Source organism: Citricoccus parietis, assembly GCF_042433045.1.
GTDB lineage: Bacteria > Actinomycetota > Actinomycetes > Actinomycetales > Micrococcaceae > Citricoccus > Citricoccus parietis.
Genome location: NZ_JBHLWH010000042.1, coordinates 169,204 through 185,988, shown reverse-complemented (window position 1 = coordinate 185,988; position 16,785 = coordinate 169,204). Strand labels below are relative to the sequence as shown.

Sequence of the window (16,785 nt, the reverse complement as noted above, 5' to 3'; positions counted from 1 at the left end):
GGCACTCTCATCGACTGTGCATGTTCGACACCATGAGTGCTAAACGCAACGATAATGTAGATGGTCTGACCATTCAAGAGTACCTGTGAGTTGGATCACCACGATTTGCCGACGCCGTCCTCGCCGAGTGCTCCCGGTGAGGAGCACATGAAAAAAGCTCTGGCAGGTGAAGGAACTCCTTCTCCTGCCGGTGCTCTGCTCGGCCATGAATGCTCACAGGGCAATAATTGCCTGCACTTCCCGCGACTGGAGATCCTCAGTCGGCCCCGAGGCAGCCAGCTCCCCGGTCCGCAAGGCGATGAACCGGGTCGCGAGCTTCTGGATCATGCCGATGTGCTGTTCCACCAGCAGGACGGCGGTGCCACGCTCGTGGATCTGCTGCAGGGCCCCAACCAACTCGTCCACGATCACCGGAGCCAACCCTTCCGTCGGCTCATCCAGCAGCAGCAGCTGGGGGGCGGCCATCAGCGCACGTCCGATCGCCAGCATCTGCTGCTCGCCACCGCTGAGCTGGGTCCCCAACCGTTTGGACCCGCGCGACAGGTTGGGGAAGATCTCATAGACAGCTTGAACGGTCCAATCCCCCGTGCGGTTGGCCGCCCTGCCCAGCAGAAGGTTCTCCTCGACCGTGAGATTCGGGAAAATGCTCTTGCCCTGGGGCACGAGACTGATTCCTCGGGCGGCCGGCTCGTAGCGTTTCCGACTGATCGGTTTGCCGTCAATGAGGATTTCCCCGGTCACCTGTGGGATTCCGTAGACCGAGTGCAGCGCCGTGCTCTTCCCGGCACCGTTGCGTCCCACCAGACCGACGAACTCCCCCTCCTCGATCGAGAAGGACACGTCTTGAAGCACCACGGCCCCCGCGTACGAGGCGTAGACGTTCTTGAACTCGAGTAAGGCGGTCATGCGGCACTCCCCAGGTAGGCCTCGATCACGGCAGGATCCTTCCGGACGGTGGCAGGCTCGCCGGTCGTCAGCAACTGGCCCAGATTGAGCACGGACACCACATCGCAGGTTCCGAAGATCCCTTCGACATTGTGGTCAACCACGAGGGCCCCCACCTCGCGCTCTTTACACAGATAGCGGATGTGCTCCAACGTGCGAATCGATTCGGAGGCGACCAATCCCGCACATGGCTCGTCCAACAGCACGACGTCGGGCCGGCCGATCAGGGCCATAGCCAGATCCACCGAACGCTGGGTTCCATAGGCGATCTCGGAGCACACGGTATCCATGACCGGCCCCAGGTCCAGCACGTCCACGATCTCGCTAACGTCCGGCTCACCGTTCTGCCAACCGACCATGTCCAGCTGGTCGCGCACCGTCATGGACGGGAACACGCTGGTCTTCTGGAAGGACCGGGACACCCCGTGATGGCGGCGCCACACCACCGAACGCTTACTGATGTCGTCCCCGCGCAGGAGGACCTTTCCCCGGGACAGACGACGCCGGCCGGACAGGGCATCGATGAACGTCGACTTTCCTGCCCCGTTGGGCCCGATGATCCCATGGACCACACCTGGATCCACGGAAATATCGACGCCCTCCAGGGCGCGGACCGCCCCGTAACGAACGGTCACGTCACGACCCTCGAACAGGTTCATGCGGAGTCCTCCTGTGATGACTTCTTGTTCTTGCGTCGCTTCGCCACCTGTGAGCGGATCAAACCGCCAAGGCCACCCGGGAAGAAGACCAGGACGATGACGAGCAATGCGCCCATGAACAGCTGGAGATTTCCTCCGAAGTTGAGGAATGAGTGACCGAACGTGTAGATGAAGGCGCCGAGTATGGGGCCCAACAGCACGCCCAGTCCGCCGATGATCGCGGATACCAAGGCGTCGCCCGCTTCCAGGAAGCTGAGGAGTTCTGGGGACACGTACTGGCCGTTCAGGGCGAAGAGGACGCCGCCCACGGCCGCAACGGCCCCGGAAATGGTGAATGCCAGGAGCCGTGGCCAAAAGGTCTGGATACCGGAGAACCGCATGCGCTCCTCGTTCTCGCGGATGCCCTCCAGGAGAACTCCGAATCTGGATCGGGCCAACAGCCACAACAGGTAGACGGTGACCACGAGTGCGACCCAGGCCAAGGGCCAGAAGACGTCCGGTCTCAGCAAGCCACCGAATTCGATGCCCAAGAACATGGCGTCCTGAGCGGCCTGCAATTGCAGGCCGTCATGGGCACCGGTGATGTCACGGGACACCGGCTGGATGGAAATCGTATAGAGCGCCTGCCCCAGGGCCAACGTCAGCATGAGGAACACCATGCCGGAGGACCGCATGATCAGCGCCCCCATAGGAATCGCAGCGACCGTGGCCACCACCAGGCCGAACACGGCGGCACCCAGCGGCGACCACCCCCAATGGGTCATGGCGATTCCGACGCAATAGGCCGCGCCACCGAAGAAGGCCGTGTGCCCCAGGCTGATGAGCCCCAGGTGACGAGCCAAGAACCCAACGGCCAGCGCATGAAGCGAGAGAATGGCCGCTCCGACCATCAGGCTCATGTAGTAGCGGTTCGTCAGCACCAGCGGCATCGCGAGACCGGCCAAGAGCACCACCAGGGTCCCGACGGTCACCCACAGGACGGGCCGTCCGCCGCGACCCTTGACGGGACGCTGCTGGTGCGGCGGCCCGTTCCCCTCAGCTGTTCCGGTATCAACATCGATGACCATGTCACGCCTGCTTTCCGGCGAGGCCCTGGGGCCGCCACACGAGTACCACGACGAGAGCCGCGAACGGTATCAGGGCGGCGACGGCCGGCACCCAGATGTTGCCGACGGTCTGGAGGATGCCGAGAGCCATACCGGCGACCATGGCCCCGCCCAGGCTGCCGGCTCCACCGACGACCACCACGATGAGGACGGTGATCAGAATCTGCATGCCCATGGTCGGGCTGACTGATATGTACGGCGCCGCCAGGGCGCCAGCCAGGCCGGCCAGCGCACCGCCGACGCAGACCACTATCAGGCTGACTCGGTCCACATTGATGCCCAGCACGGAGGCAGCCTGGACGTCGCGGCTGGCGGCCCGAACGTAGAGCCCCGTTCGCGTGTATCTGATCCACGAGACCAGCGCGGCGGCCATCACCAGCGCGACGACGATCAGGAAGATCCTGTAGGTCGGGTAGGACGTGCCAAGGACGGACAGCGAACCGGACAGCAGTTCCGGCGGTGACACGGTGTGGGTCTGTTCTCCCCAGAGCAACACGATGCACCGTTCGAGGATCATGCTCAGGCCGAACGTGACCAGGCCGACTTCGATGTGGTTTCGGTGCTGGAGTCGGCGGAAGAAGATCAGCTCCAAACCGGCCCCCACGATCGCCAGAACGATCGGTGCGGCAATCAGCGCCGCCCAGAACGACACGTTGGCACTGACACTCATGGCCACATAGGCGCCCGCCATATAGAGCGAACCGTGGGCGAAGTTCGTCACGCCGCGCAGCCCGTAGATCATGGCCAGACCGGAACTGAGGACCATGTAGAGGGATCCAAGCGCAATGCCATTCAGCAGTTGTGCAATCATCAGCGGCTACACCTCACTTTCGTCGCCGCCGACCTACATGGTGCATGCGTCGCTGGCTTCCGGGGTGGTGACGCTGGCGTCCGCGGTCTGCAGGATGTCGAACGCGAGGCCACCGTCCCCGTCTTCCACCACCTCCCCGATATTCGAGGGACGAAGAACCTGGTTGTCATCCGAACGCACGGTGACCTCGCCGACAATTGAATCGAAGCTGAGATCCTTGAGAGCTTCGCGCACATCTTCGGTTTCCGCACTCTCAGCAGCCTCGATGCCAGCGAAAAGGGTCTGGGCAGCGAGGTAGTTGTCAGCGTGGACGTAGTACGGCTTTTCGTCGTATTCCGCTTCAAACCCTTCAACGAACGACTGGTTGGACTCGTTGTCGGCGTTGACGTCGTATCCCACATTGTTCTTGAATCCCACGATCCGATCACCAAGGGTCTCGAACAGCGGTTCGCTCACCATGTTGAAGCCCAGAACTGTGTCGAACTGATCGGTCAGGTCGAATTGGTCGGCCTGGTTCACGAACGCCACCCCGTCAGCACCGTATTCCACGGCGAACAGTGCATCGGCGCCGCTGTTCTTGAGCCCGGTGATGTAGCTGCCGAACTCCGTGGTATTCAGCGGGGCGAACTGCTCCAGCACTACTTCCTTGCCAGCTGCCTCGGCGGCGGTGGTGAAGGCCGCTGCCGCATCGTGACCGGTGGAGTAGTCAACAGCCTGAATGGCCCATTTCTCGCCCGGAAGATCCGCCAGCGAATCGGCCAGCGCGTTGATGTCCATGAGATTGGACTGGACTACACGGTAGGCATTCGGCTTGCAGGAGTCCCCCGTCAGCGCATCGTCCTTGCCGTTGGAGTTGAATGAGAGGGCGTTCAGACCCTCCAGCTGCTGGTTCACGGCATTGTGCTCGGTGGAGGTCATGATGCCGCCGATGAAGTTCGCACCATCCTGCGTCACCGCTTCGCGAACGGCACTCAGCGTGGTGTTGGCCGTCGCATCGGTGTCCTTGATGACCAATTCGACAGGCCTTCCGAGAATGCCGCCGTTGTCATTGGCCTCCTGAGCCGCATACTCCCACGCCTCCCGGGAGGCCGTGCCGAATTCCGCCAAGGCCCCGCTGGTCGGCGGAACCACGGCTATCTTGATCGGTTCACCCGACGCGCCACCTTCACCCCCCGCCTCGGTCGCTCCGCCACCGCCACAGGAAGCCACCAGCCCCATCACGGCCACGGCAGACAATGAGTACATGATCTTCTTCTTGGCTCCCATAGGAGGCTCCCTTGTTCAACAGTGCACGAGACGATATGTGATGTGAATCACTCCAAGATAGGCAAAGGCCAGACCAAACACAATGACTGGCCACTATTAATCGAAGCCTCTGTTTGGACTGACCATTGATATTAATGACTCATGCTGGTTTCATGGTCAGGGTGTGATCCACTGCACATCCCCATGGCAATCGAGCTGCCACTGGCCAAGTGAGCCGATTCCACCGGGGAAATCTGACGATGACCAAGGAGATTCCATGAGCACCGCGCTGTCCCCGGCCCAAGCCCGGACTGGCCATCTCAACAGATGGTGGTACGTGGTCACCGGGTTCCTGACTCTGCTCTTTGGCACCAGCACCGTGAACGTCCTGTTCAACGTGCTCGGAGCGCCCATGACCGAGGAGTTCGGGTGGGAGCGCAGCGTCATGACCAACGGCCTCTCTCTGGAGACGGTGTTCGTGGGTATCAGCATCGTGGGGCTCGGGTTCCTCATCGACCGCTTCGGACCTCGACTGCCCTCGGTCCCCATGGCGCTGGCCTTCGGCGTCGGCCTCATGCTGATGGCCGCGCTGCCCGACAGCCAGTTCGTCTTCTACGCGCTGTGCGTCGTCATCGGCGCCGGCGCCGGCGCCGTCAACCCGGTCGCGCACTCCACCGTGGTCAGCGCCTGGTTCAAGGACCGCCGCGGCTTCGCCCTGGGCATCCTGATGGCAGGCCTGGGCGCCTGCGGCGTCCTCATGCCGTATCTCGCCAACTGGGTCCTGTCCTTCGGCGGATGGCGCATGACCTTCCTCGTCATCGGCGCGCTCTGCACCATCATTCCGGCGGGTGTCTACGCCTTCATCACGAAGATGCCCGCGGACCACGAGGCCGAGCGGCAGGCGGCCCGCCAGCGGGGCACCACCGCCGGCGAATCCCTGTGGGTGATCGCCCGCAAGTACCGCCAGTTCTGGCTGCTGTCCATTGCCATCTTCCTGGTGTCCTCAGCTACTTTCGGCCTGATGGGACAGATTGTCCCCATGACCACAGACAAGGGCATCGACCAGGTCACGGCCGTGTCGGTCCTCTCGGTCCTCAGCCTGTCATCCCTCTTCGCGCGCTTGTTAGTCGGATTCCTGCTCGACCGCTTCTACGCGCCCATGATCGGCGCCATCATCTTCGCCCTCTGCGGAGTCGGTGTCTTCTTCATGATCACGTCCACCAGCGTCGGCCTCCTCTTCCTTGGTGCGGTCCTCATCGGGCTGGGCCTGGGCGCGGAGGGTGACGTCGCCGCCTACATGTGTAGCCGGTACTTCCCGAAGCACTCCTACGGACGTGTGCTGGGTTTCGTCTACTTCCTTTACGCCCAGGGATCCGCCTTCGGCATCTTCCTGCTCGGTCAGATCCACGGTGCCACGGGTTCATACCAGTCCGGCGCCTTGCCGATCATCGGACTCGTCGCGGTGGGTATCGTGTGCCTGTTGTTCATGGGCCCCTACCGCTTCACCCTGGACCACCAGGAGGCCAGTGAATCGACTCCGGACCAGGACGACCAACGTACTGGGGCGCCGGGCCAGGATGAGGTGTCCACCCCCAGGTCCTGACCGATCTGTGACACTCCACCGCTGAAAGGGCTGACGACGTGCTCGTCAGCCCTTTTGCGTGGTCCTTCCCGCTACGTCGCGGAAAGCCTCATCTCGCGCAGGGAATCGACCCACCCCACCGACCGACATTCAGCGATAGAGCGCATCGATCTGCTCGGCGTACTCGTCCAAGACAGCGGGTCGGCGGAGCTTCATGGTCGGCGTGACCTCCGGGCCGCCGGGGCGCCACACCCGGTCGGCGATGACGACGCCGCGGATCCTGGACGCCTTGGGCAGATGGGTGTTGGCCTTCGCAACGCCGCGTTCGATCTCGGAACGGACGGCCGAGTGACCACTGAGCTCGGCAACTCCACCATCCAACTCGTGGACACGGGCGAAGCCCGAGAGGGCGTCCTCGTCGAGACCCACGACGACGGTCACGAACCTCCGGCGGTCGGCGACGGCCATAACATGGGCCACCAGATCCGCGGCTCCCACCAGGGCACCCTCCACCTGCGCCGGCGCGATGTTCGCGCCGGTGGCGGTGACCATCAGGTCCTTCTTCCGTCCGGTCACATAGAGATACTTGTCCTCATCGATGACGCCCAGATCCCCGGTATGCAACCAGCCGTGTTCATCGACCGGATCCTCCGGGGTGTCCGGTCCGGGCAGGTAGCCGGAGTAGAGGTTGCGGCCCCGGATCAGGATCTCGCCGTCCGTGTCGATACTGCCCTCAACGCCATCCAGGAAAACGCCGACACTGGAGAGCTTGAGCTTCTCCGGTGGGTTCATGGTGCACATGATCGCCTCGGACATCCCCCAGATGTTTCCCACCGGCAGGCCGATGGCGGAGAACAGTTCGAGGATCTCCGGCGAGGACGGGGCCGTGGCTACACCACGGTACTCGGTCCGCTCCAGGCCCAGCTCAGCTCGGATCGGGGCCAGCAGGGCGAGCCTCTGGTCGTGGTCGTCGGTGGAACCGTGCTGCCCGGTCTCCTGTTCACGCCGAACGTGCCGCAGGCTCGCATCCACCGTGGCGGTCAGCCCGGCCTCCTCGATCAGGCGATGAGCCGTGGCAGCGAACTTCTCGTAGACCCTGGGCACGGCGAAGAACCGGTCGGGTCGGACTCGGAGGACCTCGTCATACAGGGTCGCCGGGTCCGCGACGCTGCGGATGCTCAGACGGAAAGCGAGTCCCTGGTAGTGGCTCATGAATCGCTCAGCGATGTGTGCCGTGGGCAGGAAGGACAGGACTCTTCCTCCGACACCGATGGGGGCGACGGCGTCGGTGGCGGCGAGGGAACTGACGATCGCCCGGTGCGAGAGCCGCACCCCCTTGGGGGTGCCGGTGGTTCCGGAGGTGAAGATCAAGGTGGCGATGTCCTCGGGATCCCCCGGGCCGGCGTCGGGCATCTCCGATTGCCGCCCGGCCTGCACGACCTCCTCGAGGGACACGGTACCGGGCGTTGGTTCCTGGCTGGTGGTGTACGGCACGGAGTCGAGGACAACGATGCGGATTCCGAGGTTCCCCGCTACCGCTGCCGCGGCGCGCGCCACCTCCAGGTGTACGGGAGCTGCCACGATGATGCGGGCACCGGAGAGCCTCAGGAGCAGGCCGAGCCGGTCGGCCGGGTCCTCGGGTGACAGGGAGAACGGCACGCCCCGTGCCAGCAGCACCGAGGTGTCCACGATGTGGAACTCCGGGCTGGGATCGACCAGCAACGCCACGGCACCGCCGGCTTCCAGCCCCGTGGCGCGCCATCCGGCGGCCACGGAGGAGGCCCGGTCCGCGTACTGCTGCCACGTGAAGGTCCCCGAGTCACCGGAGAGGGCGATGGAGGCGGGCTCTTCCGCCGCGGATCGGTGGAACAGCGTGCAGAGCGTATCCCCGGATTGGATCCGGGCGTTTCCGCCGGAGACTTTCGGAGTGTTGTACCGCGTCATGGTTTCGCCCTTCTCGATGGAGGCCCCCGTGGCGGTGGAACCTCCACGGGTGGATGAGGCCGCGGTCAGTCGAAGTAGGCCACCACGGCCTCCGCCACGCAGGCGGGACGCTCGGCCACGGTGCCGTCCGGATGTTTCAGCTCAAAGTCCTGGGTGAGGTGGAAGGCGCTGCCGCCGTTGATGGGGCGCACCTTCGCCAGGTGCACGGCCATCCGGATCGAGGAGTCGACCGGGACCGGTTCCAGGAACCGGACCTTGTCGAAGCCGTAGTTCAGCACCCGGGAGTGGTCGGTGACGGCGAAGAGGCCCTGGAGGAACATCGGCCCGAGGGCCAGGGTCAGCAGTCCGTGGGCGATGGTGCCGTCCAGTCCCTGGGCCCGGGCGGTCCCGGCGTCCAGATGGATCCGCTCGGTGTCCCCGGTCGTGCCGGCGAACGCCGTGATGGTGTCCTGGTCCAGGAGGTGCCACCCGGTGGTCCCCAGGTCCTGGCCCTCCAGCGCGCGCAGCTCCGCCAACGTCAGTTCGCGCCGGGCCATGGTTCAGGCCTCCGCGGTCGTGGGATCCAGCGTGGGCTGGTACTGGTAGGACGAGGACCGGGTCAGCGCGTACTCGAAGATGCCATAGCCCGTCTGCCCGTCCCAGGTGAACGTCGAGCTCCGGTCCGTCAGGGCGGAATCCAGGGTCTTGGCGTTGACGGATCCGTCCAAGGGGTACACGTCGTATTCCTCGTGGTCGCGCCCACGGACCTTGCCATGGTGTCCGCCGTATCCGCCGCCGGCCATGTACCCGCCCCCTCCGGTCGCGTCCGCGTCCACGCGGTAGGTGCGGCCGGCCGCCGTGGTGACCTGCACGGTACCGGAGACCAGGTCGTTGTCGTCCGTGAAGACCAGGTCGTGGACCACATCGGTGACGTCGTCCACCTCGCCGTCCTCGTGCATGACGGCACCCTCGAGCAGGATCCGACCGCCCTCGCGGTCCTCCACCAGCAGGAAGCCGATGGCGCGGTCCGGGAACTGGGCCTGGTACCAGACGTGCAGTCCCTGCCCGCCGGACATCGTGCGGACCCCGCGGGAGCGGTCACGGACTCCATACCAACCCGCGACCGACTGAGATTCTCCGTCCAGGGTCAGGGTGCCCTCGTAGCGGCCGGGCTGGAACAGATGGTCGAAGGAAGTGGTGTTCCCGTCGGCGTTCTCCACGTCCACGGAGCCGAGCCAGTACGGGGCCCGCGCCCGCCAGGTCAGGTCCAGCTCCAGGCCGGTGCGGTTGGCGCCGAGGACCAGGCGCCAGACCTTGTTGTCCTCCACCGTCTCCCAGCGCAACGGCCCGACGGAAGCTCCGTCGGTGGCGGAGAGCTCGGTCGAGAAGCGCAGATTGCGTTGCTCCGTCGGCGTGGAGAGCACCACGAATCCGTCCGCCACGTCCCGCGGCGGGTAGGCGCCGGCGCCCAGGACGAGCGAGGGGCTGGTGCCGTCGTCGGGGTGCAGGTTGAACATGAACCGGTCGAAGAACTTCTCCGGCATGTCGGCGGCGGTGGTGGTGATCATCGCGTCGTCGAATTCAGTACTCATGGTGCTCCTCGGTGCGGTGCCGCCGGCTCGCGGGGTGAGAGGCCAGCGTCGTCGGTGTCGATTCGGTTCGGTGTCACGCCTATGCCAGCCCAGCGGTCTCCCGGGCCTCAGCCAAGAAGCTGTCCACGAGACCGGGCGTGAGGTAGTACTCGTCTTCCCCACGGCGGCGACTGTATTCGTAGAGGGCGGCCAGCTTCCACAGGGCGAGGGTGACGTACCAGTCCAGGTGGGTCAGGTCTGCCCCGGTCTGTTCGGCATAACGCTCGGCGAGCTCGGCACGGCCGGGGTAGCCCTCCTCGAGCAGGGCCGTGCCCAGGTCCTCGGTCGGGGTGCGGGCGTGGCCGGGCTCCGGTACGGAGGACAGGAAATACCCCAGGTCGAACAGGGGGTCCCCCAGGGTCGCCAGCTCCCAGTCCAGGATGGCGATGACCCGGCCGGGGGCATCGGGCGAGATCATCGTGTTGCCGATGCGGTAGTCGTTGTGGATGACCGCCTCCCCGGACTCTGCGGGAACGTTGGCGGCCAACCAGTCGTAGACGGCTTCGAAATCCGCCGGCAGGTTGCCCTCGGCGTCCTGGACCAGCCGGGCCATCCGCTTCAGGTGCCGGGCGTTGAAGCCCTCGGGCCGGCCGAGGTCGTCCAGCCCCGCGGCCCGGTAGTCCGTCAGGTGCAGCCGGGCCAGGTTGTCCACCAGGGAGTGGGCGATGTTGAGCCGCTGGTCCGGGGTGGCGAGTGCCTCCGGGGTGGAGGTGGTCACCACGTGGCCGCGGGCGAAGGACATGACGTAGAACGGCACGTCCAGCACCTCGCCCTCCTGCGCGGTGGCCAGTACCTCCGGCACGGGATAGCCCGTGCCGTGCAGTCCGGCCAGAAACCTCGCCTCGCGGAGCATGTCGTTCGCCCCCGGCGGCAGCGGGGGCGGCGGGGGCCGGCGCACGACGACGGACGCCTCGCCGTTGGTGATGAGGAAGGTCAGGTTGGAATGTCCGTCACCGATCGGCTTCGACCTCAGCGGGCCGGACATCACCCCGCGGTCCTCGAGAAAACGGGCCAAGTCGGCCAGGGTCTGCTCGGTCCAGTCCCAGACCAGTTCCCGGTTATCAGTGGGTGTCATGACTCGTCCCATCTCAGCGCCCGGTGAACTGTGGCGCACGCTTCTCCTTGAACGCCGCCAGCGCCTCGGGCATGTCCTCGGTGCGCGTCATCAGGGCCTGTCCCCGGTTCTCCAGTTCCAGGGCCGCCGCGTAGGAGGTGATCTCCTGATTGCGCTGGATGGCCCGTTTCGACATGCGCACGCCTCCCGGTGAGTTCTCGGCAATCTGCTGGGCCATCACCAGGGCAGCGTCGAAGAGTTCCTCGGTGGGCACGATCCGGTTGACCAGCCCGATCCGTTCGGCTTCCTCGGCCTTCACGATCCGGCCGGTGAAGCCGATCTCGGCGGCGCGGCCGGGGCCGACCAGACGGGTGAGGTTGTAGGAGGTCCCCAGCTCACCGACGGACAGTCCGACCTTGACGAAGGCGGCACTGAATTTGGCAGTCGGCGCGGCCAGGCGGATGTCGGCGGCCAAGGACAGTGCAAGCCCCCCTCCGGTGGCTGGCCCGTGGATCGCGGCGATCACAGGAAAGGGCAGGTGGCGGATGCCCTGGATCCCGCCGGTGGCCGTTTCCTGGAACTTCAGGAACTCCCGGACACCCATGGTGGTGATCACGTCGATCTCGTCCAGGTCGAAACCGGCGCAGAACGCCCGCTCGCCGGTGCCGGTCAGGATCAGGGCCCGGGCACCGCTGTCCCGCAGGGCGCGGGCGGCGAGCCCGTACTCGGTGAACATCTTCACGGTCTGCGAGTTCATCCGGTCGGGGCGGTTCATCCGCAGGACCACGATGTCCCCGGGAAGTTCCTCCACGGTCAGGGTTTCCAGCTCGGGAATCTGCAGGTTCATGTCTCTCGTCTCTCGTCGCTCGGGGTGCCTGAGTGGCAGGGGGTTGCGGGCCTCAGGCCCCGATGAAATTCGGCTTTCGCTTTTCCTTGAAGGCGCTGAGCGCCTCGGACATGTCCTGGGTGCGGGTCAGCAAGGCCTGCCCTCGGTTCTCCAGTTCCACGGCGCCGGCGTAGGACGCGGCTTCCATGTTGGCCTGCAGTGCCCGCTTGGACAGCTGGACTCCGGTGGGAGAGTTCCCGGTGATGGACACGGCCAGCTCCACGGCGGCGTCCACCACCTCACCGTCCGGGTGGATGCTGGTGGCGAGCCCTAAGCGCAAGGCCTCCTCGGCACCGACCTGGCGACCGGTGTAGGCGATCTCGGCCGCATGACCGGGGCCGATCAGGCGGGTGAGCAGCCAGGACACCCCGAGGTCGCCCGCGGTCAATCCGATCTTGACGAACGCCGCGTTGAAGCGCCCGGACTCCGAGACCAGCCGGATGTCCGCGGCGAGGGCCAGGGACATGCCGCCGCCAGCCGCCGGGCCGTTGACGGCCGCGATGAAGGGGATGCGGATGCTGCGCAGGGCCAGCAGGGCCCGGGCAGCACGTTCCTGCTGATCCAGCATGCCCATGGCGCCCAGGTTCGGCAGGTCGTCGGCATCCTTGAGGTCGTAGCCCGAGCAGAAGGCCTTGCCGGCGCCGGTCATCACCAAAACGCGGATGTCATCGTCGTCGTCAATGGCCCACGCCAATTCCTCGAATTCCCGGAACATGGTGTTGGTCATGGCGTTGTAGGTCTCGGGGCGGTTGAGCGTCATCACCACCACACCGGGGGCCCGTTCCTCCAGGGTGAAGGTCTCGTATGTGGTCTCAGTGGTCTTCATGGTCGCTCCGTGGCAGTTCAGGCCCGCGCCTCGGCGGGCGAATCGGTGGTCGTTTCGGTGGTCTCGGTGCCGTTCGCGATCGCAGTTCCCGCGTCTTCCCCGGCGGCGGCCTCAGCATCGACGACGGCACCGGACTTCAGCCATTCGGCAATCCTCCACGTCGGTGTCCCCCAATCGGCGAGGACTCCCTCAGTGTGCTCGCCGGGCAACGGCGGCGGCGCGGTCACGGTCGCGGGGGTGCGGCTGAACCGCGGAGCCGGGGCCGGCTGCGCCACGCCGTCGATCTCGGTGAAGGATCCGCGGGCCCGGGCATGCTCCGAGCGGGTGGCCTCGTCCATGGTCAGCACGGGATGCAGGCAGGCATTGTGGCCCCGCGCCGCGGCGACCCACTCGTCCCGGGTGCGGGTGCGGAAGCGGTCCGCAATGACCTCTTTGAGGGCCGGCCACGCCGCCTCGTCATACTGGCTGCCGGGCAGCGACGCCTCGTCCAGCTCGAGGACGGTCAGCAGGTCCGCATAAAAGTGCGGTTCCATCGCGCCCACGGCGACCCAGCCGCCGTCGGAGGTCTCGTAGCTGTCATAGAACGGTGCGCCGCTGTCCACGAGGTTCGCGCCGCGCTCCTGGCGCCAGTCTCCAGTGGGCATGAACCCGAAGAAGGCGGTGCCGAGCAGCGCGGCCCCGTCCACCATGGCCGCGTCGATGACCTGTCCCTCCCCGGATCGCTCGGTCTCCCACAGCGCGGCCAGCACGCCCATGGCCAACAGCATGCCACCGCCGCCGAAGTCGCCGAGCAGGCTCAGCGGCGGGGTGGGTGGTGCGTCCTTGCGCCCGATGAGGGACAGCAGCCCCGAGGTGGCGATGTAGTTGATGTCATGGCCCACGTCCTGGGCCAGCGGACCGTCCTGGCCGAAGCCGGTCATCCGGCCGTAGATGATCCGTGGATTGCGCAGGAAGCAGTCCTCCGGCCCGATGCCGAGCCGCTCGGCCACCCCGGGCCGGAAGCCTTCGATGATGACGTCGGCGCGTTCGGCCAGGTCAAGGACGACGCCGGCCCCGTCCGGATGCTTCAGGTCCACCGCCACGGAACGGCGGCCCCGGTGCATGACCTCCTTGCGGAAGTCATGGTTCGGCCCGGGCAGGCTGGCCCCGTGAGCCCGGTCGACCCGGACCACGTCAGCACCGAGATCGGCCAGGACCATGGCCGCGAAAGGTCCCGGCCCCATGCCGCCGATCTCCAGGACCTGGAGGCCTGCGAGCGGTCCTGTGAACGATCGTTCCGGAGTGGTCATGGTGTCCCGTGGTCTCTTCTGCGTGGATGGCTGGTGGGTAGCTGGCGGTCACCCGGTCGAAGCTCGGCGACTGCTCGCGGGGAGGTCTAGGCGAAGTCCGGCTTGCGTTTGGTGATGAAGGCGTCGATGCCCTCGGCGGCCTCACCGTGCTCGAAGAGACCCTGCTCCTGTTCCAGTTCCACCCGTGCGCCTTCGGAGAAGGGCAGGTCATAGGCGGCGTCGACCGAGCGGATGCCGGCCAGCTGCGCCGGCAACGAGGCCCCGGCGAATTCGTCGGCGAGCGCGAGGGCGGCCTCCATGACGTCGCCGTCGGTGGAGCGGTCCACGAGCCCGATCTCGGCCGCCTCGGCAGCGGGGACCTGACGGGCGGTCAGGATGATGTCGAGCGCCTTGCCACGGCCGACGAGCCGCGGCAGCCGCTGGGTGCCGCCGGCGCCGGGAATCAGCCCGATGTTGACCTCCGGCAGTCCGTACCGCGCCTTGGCGCCGCCCACCCGGAAGGTGCAGGCCATGGCCAGTTCCATGCCGCCACCCAAGGCGAGACCGTCGACGGCGGCGATGCTGATGAACGATGCGGATTCGATGCGGTCGTTGGCGGCCCGCATCTGGTTGCCGTAGGCGGTGAAGGATTCGGCGTTGATGGTACCGAGGTGCTTGATGTCGGCGCCCGCGGCGAAGAAGCCGTCGATCGCAGAGCGGATGACCATGACCTTGATGTCGCCAGCGGTCTCGGCCGCGTCACAGGCGGCCTGCAACCCGTCCAGCAGGGGAATGCCGAGCGCATTGGCCGGGCCGCGGTCCATGGTCACCACCATGGTCCCGGGACGCACGACCTCCCACGTCACCACGTCGGTAGCCAGCTCAGCCGTCATCAGGACCTCCGGATCGAGAAAAGTATGTTTATGGTCTGACCGTACTGTGTAGCGCACGATTTGTGAAGTATCAGGGGGTCGGTACCACCCATTCCCCGGTACCGCTCAGTAGTCTGGCGGGAGATATGACCGCGGGACTCCTTGGCACCAGCGGCCGGAGCCCATGCACCAGCAGGAAACAGAAAGGCCTCCCATGACGCAGCAGTCCGCCGCAGACACCTTCCGACAGGCCCGCGACCAGCTCCTCGCCTGCCGGACCGACCCGGAGACCGCCCACCGCACCTTCCAGTGGCCCCGGTTCGAGCACTTCAACTTCGCCTCGGACTGGATCGATGACATCGCGTCTGGTCCCCGCGGCGAGCAGCCCGCCCTGGTCATCGTTGAGGAGGACGGTGCGGAGGAACGGCGCAGTTACCGGGAGCTGGCACGACGTTCCCACCAGGTGGCCGCGTGGTTGTCCGACCTGGGCGTCAAGCGCGGTGACCGGATCATCGTCATGCTCGGCAACCAGGTCGAGTTGTGGGAGGTCATGCTGGCCTGTTTCCGCCTCGGTGCCCCGGTGATCCCGTCCACCGTGATGCTCGGACCGGCTGACCTGGCCGACCGGGTGGAGCGCGGGCAGGCTTCCTGGGTGGTCACCACCGGTGCCGACGCCGCCAAGTTCGACGAGGTCCCCGGTGACTACCAACTGGTGCAGATCGGTGACCGCCCGGGCAGCGATCCGGCCGGCGGCGAGCGCGCTGTCCACGACTGGCAGGACTCCTGGTCCGCCCCCGAGGCGTTCCACCTCGACCAGCCGACCCGGGCCGATGAGACGTTGCTGCTGTACTTCACTTCGGGGACGACCTCCAAGGCCAAGCTCGTGGAGCATACGCACACCTCGTACCCGGTGGGGCACCTGTCCACCATGTACTGGATCGGCCTCGAGCCCGGAGATGTGCATCTGAATGTGGCCTCCCCCGGCTGGGCCAAGCACGCCTGGTCGAACTTCTTCGCCCCGTTCATCGCCGAGGCCACCGTGTTCCTCTACAACTACGGCCGCTTCGATGCGAAGGCCTTGATGAACCAGTTGGAGCGCGAGTCCGTCACGAGCTTCTGCGCCCCGCCCACCGTCTGGCGGATGCTGATCCAGGCCGACCTGTCCCAGTTGAAGACCCCGCCGACCAAGATCGTGGCGGCCGGCGAGCCGCTCAACCCGGAGGTCATCGTCCAGGTCGAGAAGGCCTGGGGCACCCAGATCCGCGACGGGTTCGGCCAGACGGAGTCCACGCTCCAGGTGGCCAACACCCCGGGCCAGCCCGTGCGCCCCGGCGCCATGGGGCGCCCGCTGCCCGGCTACGACGTGGTGCTGATCGACCCGGACACGGACGAGGAGTCCGCCGAGATGGGCGAGCTGTGCCTGCGGCTTGACCCCCGGCCGGTCGGGCTGACCCCCGGCTACTGGGGCGATCCCGAGAAGACGGCGTTCGCGTTCCGCAACGGGGTCTACCACACGGGCGACCTGGTCTCCCGGGATGAGGACGGGATCATCACCTATGTGGGCCGCAATGACGACGTCTTCAAGGCCTCCGACTACCGGCTCTCCCCCTTCGAACTCGAGTCCGCGGTGATCGAGCACCCTGCCGTGGCCGAGGTGGCCGTGGTCCCCTCCCCCGATCCGATCCGGCTGGCCGTGCCCAAGGCCTACATCCGGCTCGCCGAGGGATGGGAGCCCACCGAGGAGACCGCGAAGGCCATCCTGCAGCACTGCCGCGAGCACCTGGCCCCGTACAAGCGGATCCGGCGTCTCGAGTTCCACGACCTGCCCAAGACCATCTCCGGCAAGATCCGCCGCGTCGAGCTGCGCCGCCGGGAGGACGAGGTCCATCCCGACGGCGGCGCGTCCGCTCTTGCAGCCAACTCCACCGAGCAGGTGGTCGAGTACACGGACGAGCTATTGCGCTAGGACGCGTGGGT

General features: G+C 66.2%; 15 protein-coding genes. 2 read left to right on the top strand and 13 right to left on the bottom strand.

Annotated elements, in window-relative coordinates:
- Positions 1-213: 213 nt before the first annotated feature.
- From ACFFIO_RS14955 to ACFFIO_RS14935, 5 genes are read right to left on the bottom strand one after another with little or no spacing between them, the layout of a single operon-like run.
- Entirely contained in the window at positions 214-906 is a 693-nt protein-coding gene (locus ACFFIO_RS14955) for an ABC transporter ATP-binding protein (RefSeq protein WP_378043030.1), read from the bottom strand.
- Positions 903-1,604, bottom strand: a complete 702-nt coding sequence (locus ACFFIO_RS14950) for an ABC transporter ATP-binding protein (RefSeq protein WP_378043028.1) — start codon at positions 1,602-1,604, stop codon at positions 903-905. The genes ACFFIO_RS14955 and ACFFIO_RS14950 overlap by 4 nt, the downstream gene beginning before the upstream one ends.
- Positions 1,601-2,671, bottom strand: a complete 1,071-nt coding sequence (locus ACFFIO_RS14945; RefSeq protein ID WP_378043026.1) for a branched-chain amino acid ABC transporter permease — start codon at positions 2,669-2,671, stop codon at positions 1,601-1,603. The genes ACFFIO_RS14950 and ACFFIO_RS14945 overlap by 4 nt, the downstream gene beginning before the upstream one ends.
- 1 nt (position 2,672) lies before the next feature.
- Complete coding sequence (locus ACFFIO_RS14940) at positions 2,673-3,521, bottom strand: branched-chain amino acid ABC transporter permease (protein ID WP_378043025.1); 849 nt, start codon at positions 3,519-3,521, stop codon at positions 2,673-2,675.
- Positions 3,522-3,554: 33 nt separating this feature from the next.
- Positions 3,555-4,787 (bottom strand): ABC transporter substrate-binding protein, encoded by a 1,233-nt coding sequence (locus ACFFIO_RS14935; RefSeq protein WP_378043023.1) that lies wholly within the window; start codon positions 4,785-4,787, stop codon positions 3,555-3,557.
- Positions 4,788-5,043: 256 nt separating this feature from the next.
- Between ACFFIO_RS14935 and ACFFIO_RS14930 the strand changes: the two genes are divergently transcribed.
- Positions 5,044-6,369, top strand: a complete 1,326-nt coding sequence (locus tag ACFFIO_RS14930; RefSeq protein ID WP_378043021.1) for an MFS transporter — start codon at positions 5,044-5,046, stop codon at positions 6,367-6,369.
- Between the two features lie 129 nt (positions 6,370-6,498).
- On the opposite strand, the gene ACFFIO_RS14925 is transcribed toward ACFFIO_RS14930, so the two are convergent.
- The 8 genes from ACFFIO_RS14925 to ACFFIO_RS14890 form a co-directional block, all read right to left on the bottom strand.
- Positions 6,499-8,292: an AMP-dependent synthetase/ligase gene (locus tag ACFFIO_RS14925; protein WP_378043020.1), complete on the bottom strand. Its 1,794-nt coding sequence runs from the start codon at positions 8,290-8,292 to the stop codon at positions 6,499-6,501.
- A gap of 65 nt (positions 8,293-8,357) precedes the next feature.
- Positions 8,358-8,828, bottom strand: a complete 471-nt coding sequence (locus ACFFIO_RS14920; protein WP_378043018.1) for a MaoC family dehydratase — start codon at positions 8,826-8,828, stop codon at positions 8,358-8,360.
- A 3-nt stretch (positions 8,829-8,831) separates the two neighbouring features.
- Entirely contained in the window at positions 8,832-9,863 is a 1,032-nt protein-coding gene (locus ACFFIO_RS14915) for an Rv3169 family protein (RefSeq protein WP_378043016.1), read from the bottom strand.
- Between the two features lie 79 nt (positions 9,864-9,942).
- Positions 9,943-10,977 carry a phosphotransferase family protein gene (locus ACFFIO_RS14910; protein WP_378043015.1) on the bottom strand — a complete coding sequence of 345 codons (1,035 nt, stop codon included), beginning with the start codon at positions 10,975-10,977 and terminating at the stop codon, positions 9,943-9,945.
- A gap of 13 nt (positions 10,978-10,990) precedes the next feature.
- Positions 10,991-11,803 carry an enoyl-CoA hydratase/isomerase family protein gene (locus tag ACFFIO_RS14905; RefSeq protein ID WP_378043013.1) on the bottom strand — a complete coding sequence of 271 codons (813 nt, stop codon included), beginning with the start codon at positions 11,801-11,803 and terminating at the stop codon, positions 10,991-10,993.
- Between the two features lie 52 nt (positions 11,804-11,855).
- A complete protein-coding gene (locus tag ACFFIO_RS14900) occupies positions 11,856-12,668 on the bottom strand; it encodes an enoyl-CoA hydratase/isomerase family protein (protein WP_378043011.1) in 813 nt (270 codons plus the stop codon).
- A 17-nt stretch (positions 12,669-12,685) separates the two neighbouring features.
- Complete coding sequence (locus tag ACFFIO_RS14895) at positions 12,686-13,957, bottom strand: CaiB/BaiF CoA transferase family protein (RefSeq protein WP_378043009.1); 1,272 nt, start codon at positions 13,955-13,957, stop codon at positions 12,686-12,688.
- An 86-nt stretch (positions 13,958-14,043) separates the two neighbouring features.
- A complete protein-coding gene (locus ACFFIO_RS14890) occupies positions 14,044-14,829 on the bottom strand; it encodes an enoyl-CoA hydratase/isomerase family protein (RefSeq protein ID WP_378043008.1) in 786 nt (261 codons plus the stop codon).
- A gap of 193 nt (positions 14,830-15,022) precedes the next feature.
- Between ACFFIO_RS14890 and ACFFIO_RS14885 the strand changes: the two genes are divergently transcribed.
- Positions 15,023-16,774, top strand: coding sequence for an AMP-binding protein (locus ACFFIO_RS14885; protein WP_378043007.1), 1,752 nt, complete (start codon positions 15,023-15,025; stop codon positions 16,772-16,774).
- The last annotated feature ends 11 nt before the right edge of the window (positions 16,775-16,785 follow it).

What these genes read in the sequence shown, in the direction of transcription:
- ACFFIO_RS14955 (WP_378043030.1), bottom strand. Translation starts at nt 906, where the DNA reads ATGACCGCCTTACTCGAGTTCAAGAACGTCTACGCCTCGTACGCGGGG.
- ACFFIO_RS14950 (WP_378043028.1), bottom strand. Translation starts at nt 1,604, where the DNA reads ATGAACCTGTTCGAGGGTCGTGACGTGACCGTTCGTTACGGGGCGGTC.
- ACFFIO_RS14945 (WP_378043026.1), bottom strand. Translation starts at nt 2,671, where the DNA reads ATGGTCATCGATGTTGATACCGGAACAGCTGAGGGGAACGGGCCGCCG.
- ACFFIO_RS14940 (WP_378043025.1), bottom strand. Translation starts at nt 3,521, where the DNA reads ATGATTGCACAACTGCTGAATGGCATTGCGCTTGGATCCCTCTACATG.
- ACFFIO_RS14935 (WP_378043023.1), bottom strand. Translation starts at nt 4,787, where the DNA reads ATGGGAGCCAAGAAGAAGATCATGTACTCATTGTCTGCCGTGGCCGTG.
- ACFFIO_RS14930 (WP_378043021.1), top strand. Translation starts at nt 5,044, where the DNA reads ATGAGCACCGCGCTGTCCCCGGCCCAAGCCCGGACTGGCCATCTCAAC.
- ACFFIO_RS14925 (WP_378043020.1), bottom strand. Translation starts at nt 8,292, where the DNA reads ATGACGCGGTACAACACTCCGAAAGTCTCCGGCGGAAACGCCCGGATC.
- ACFFIO_RS14920 (WP_378043018.1), bottom strand. Translation starts at nt 8,828, where the DNA reads ATGGCCCGGCGCGAACTGACGTTGGCGGAGCTGCGCGCGCTGGAGGGC.
- ACFFIO_RS14915 (WP_378043016.1), bottom strand. Translation starts at nt 9,863, where the DNA reads ATGAGTACTGAATTCGACGACGCGATGATCACCACCACCGCCGCCGAC.
- ACFFIO_RS14910 (WP_378043015.1), bottom strand. Translation starts at nt 10,977, where the DNA reads ATGACACCCACTGATAACCGGGAACTGGTCTGGGACTGGACCGAGCAG.
- ACFFIO_RS14905 (WP_378043013.1), bottom strand. Translation starts at nt 11,803, where the DNA reads ATGAACCTGCAGATTCCCGAGCTGGAAACCCTGACCGTGGAGGAACTT.
- ACFFIO_RS14900 (WP_378043011.1), bottom strand. Translation starts at nt 12,668, where the DNA reads ATGAAGACCACTGAGACCACATACGAGACCTTCACCCTGGAGGAACGG.
- ACFFIO_RS14895 (WP_378043009.1), bottom strand. Translation starts at nt 13,957, where the DNA reads ATGACCACTCCGGAACGATCGTTCACAGGACCGCTCGCAGGCCTCCAG.
- ACFFIO_RS14890 (WP_378043008.1), bottom strand. Translation starts at nt 14,829, where the DNA reads ATGACGGCTGAGCTGGCTACCGACGTGGTGACGTGGGAGGTCGTGCGT.
- ACFFIO_RS14885 (WP_378043007.1), top strand. Translation starts at nt 15,023, where the DNA reads ATGACGCAGCAGTCCGCCGCAGACACCTTCCGACAGGCCCGCGACCAG.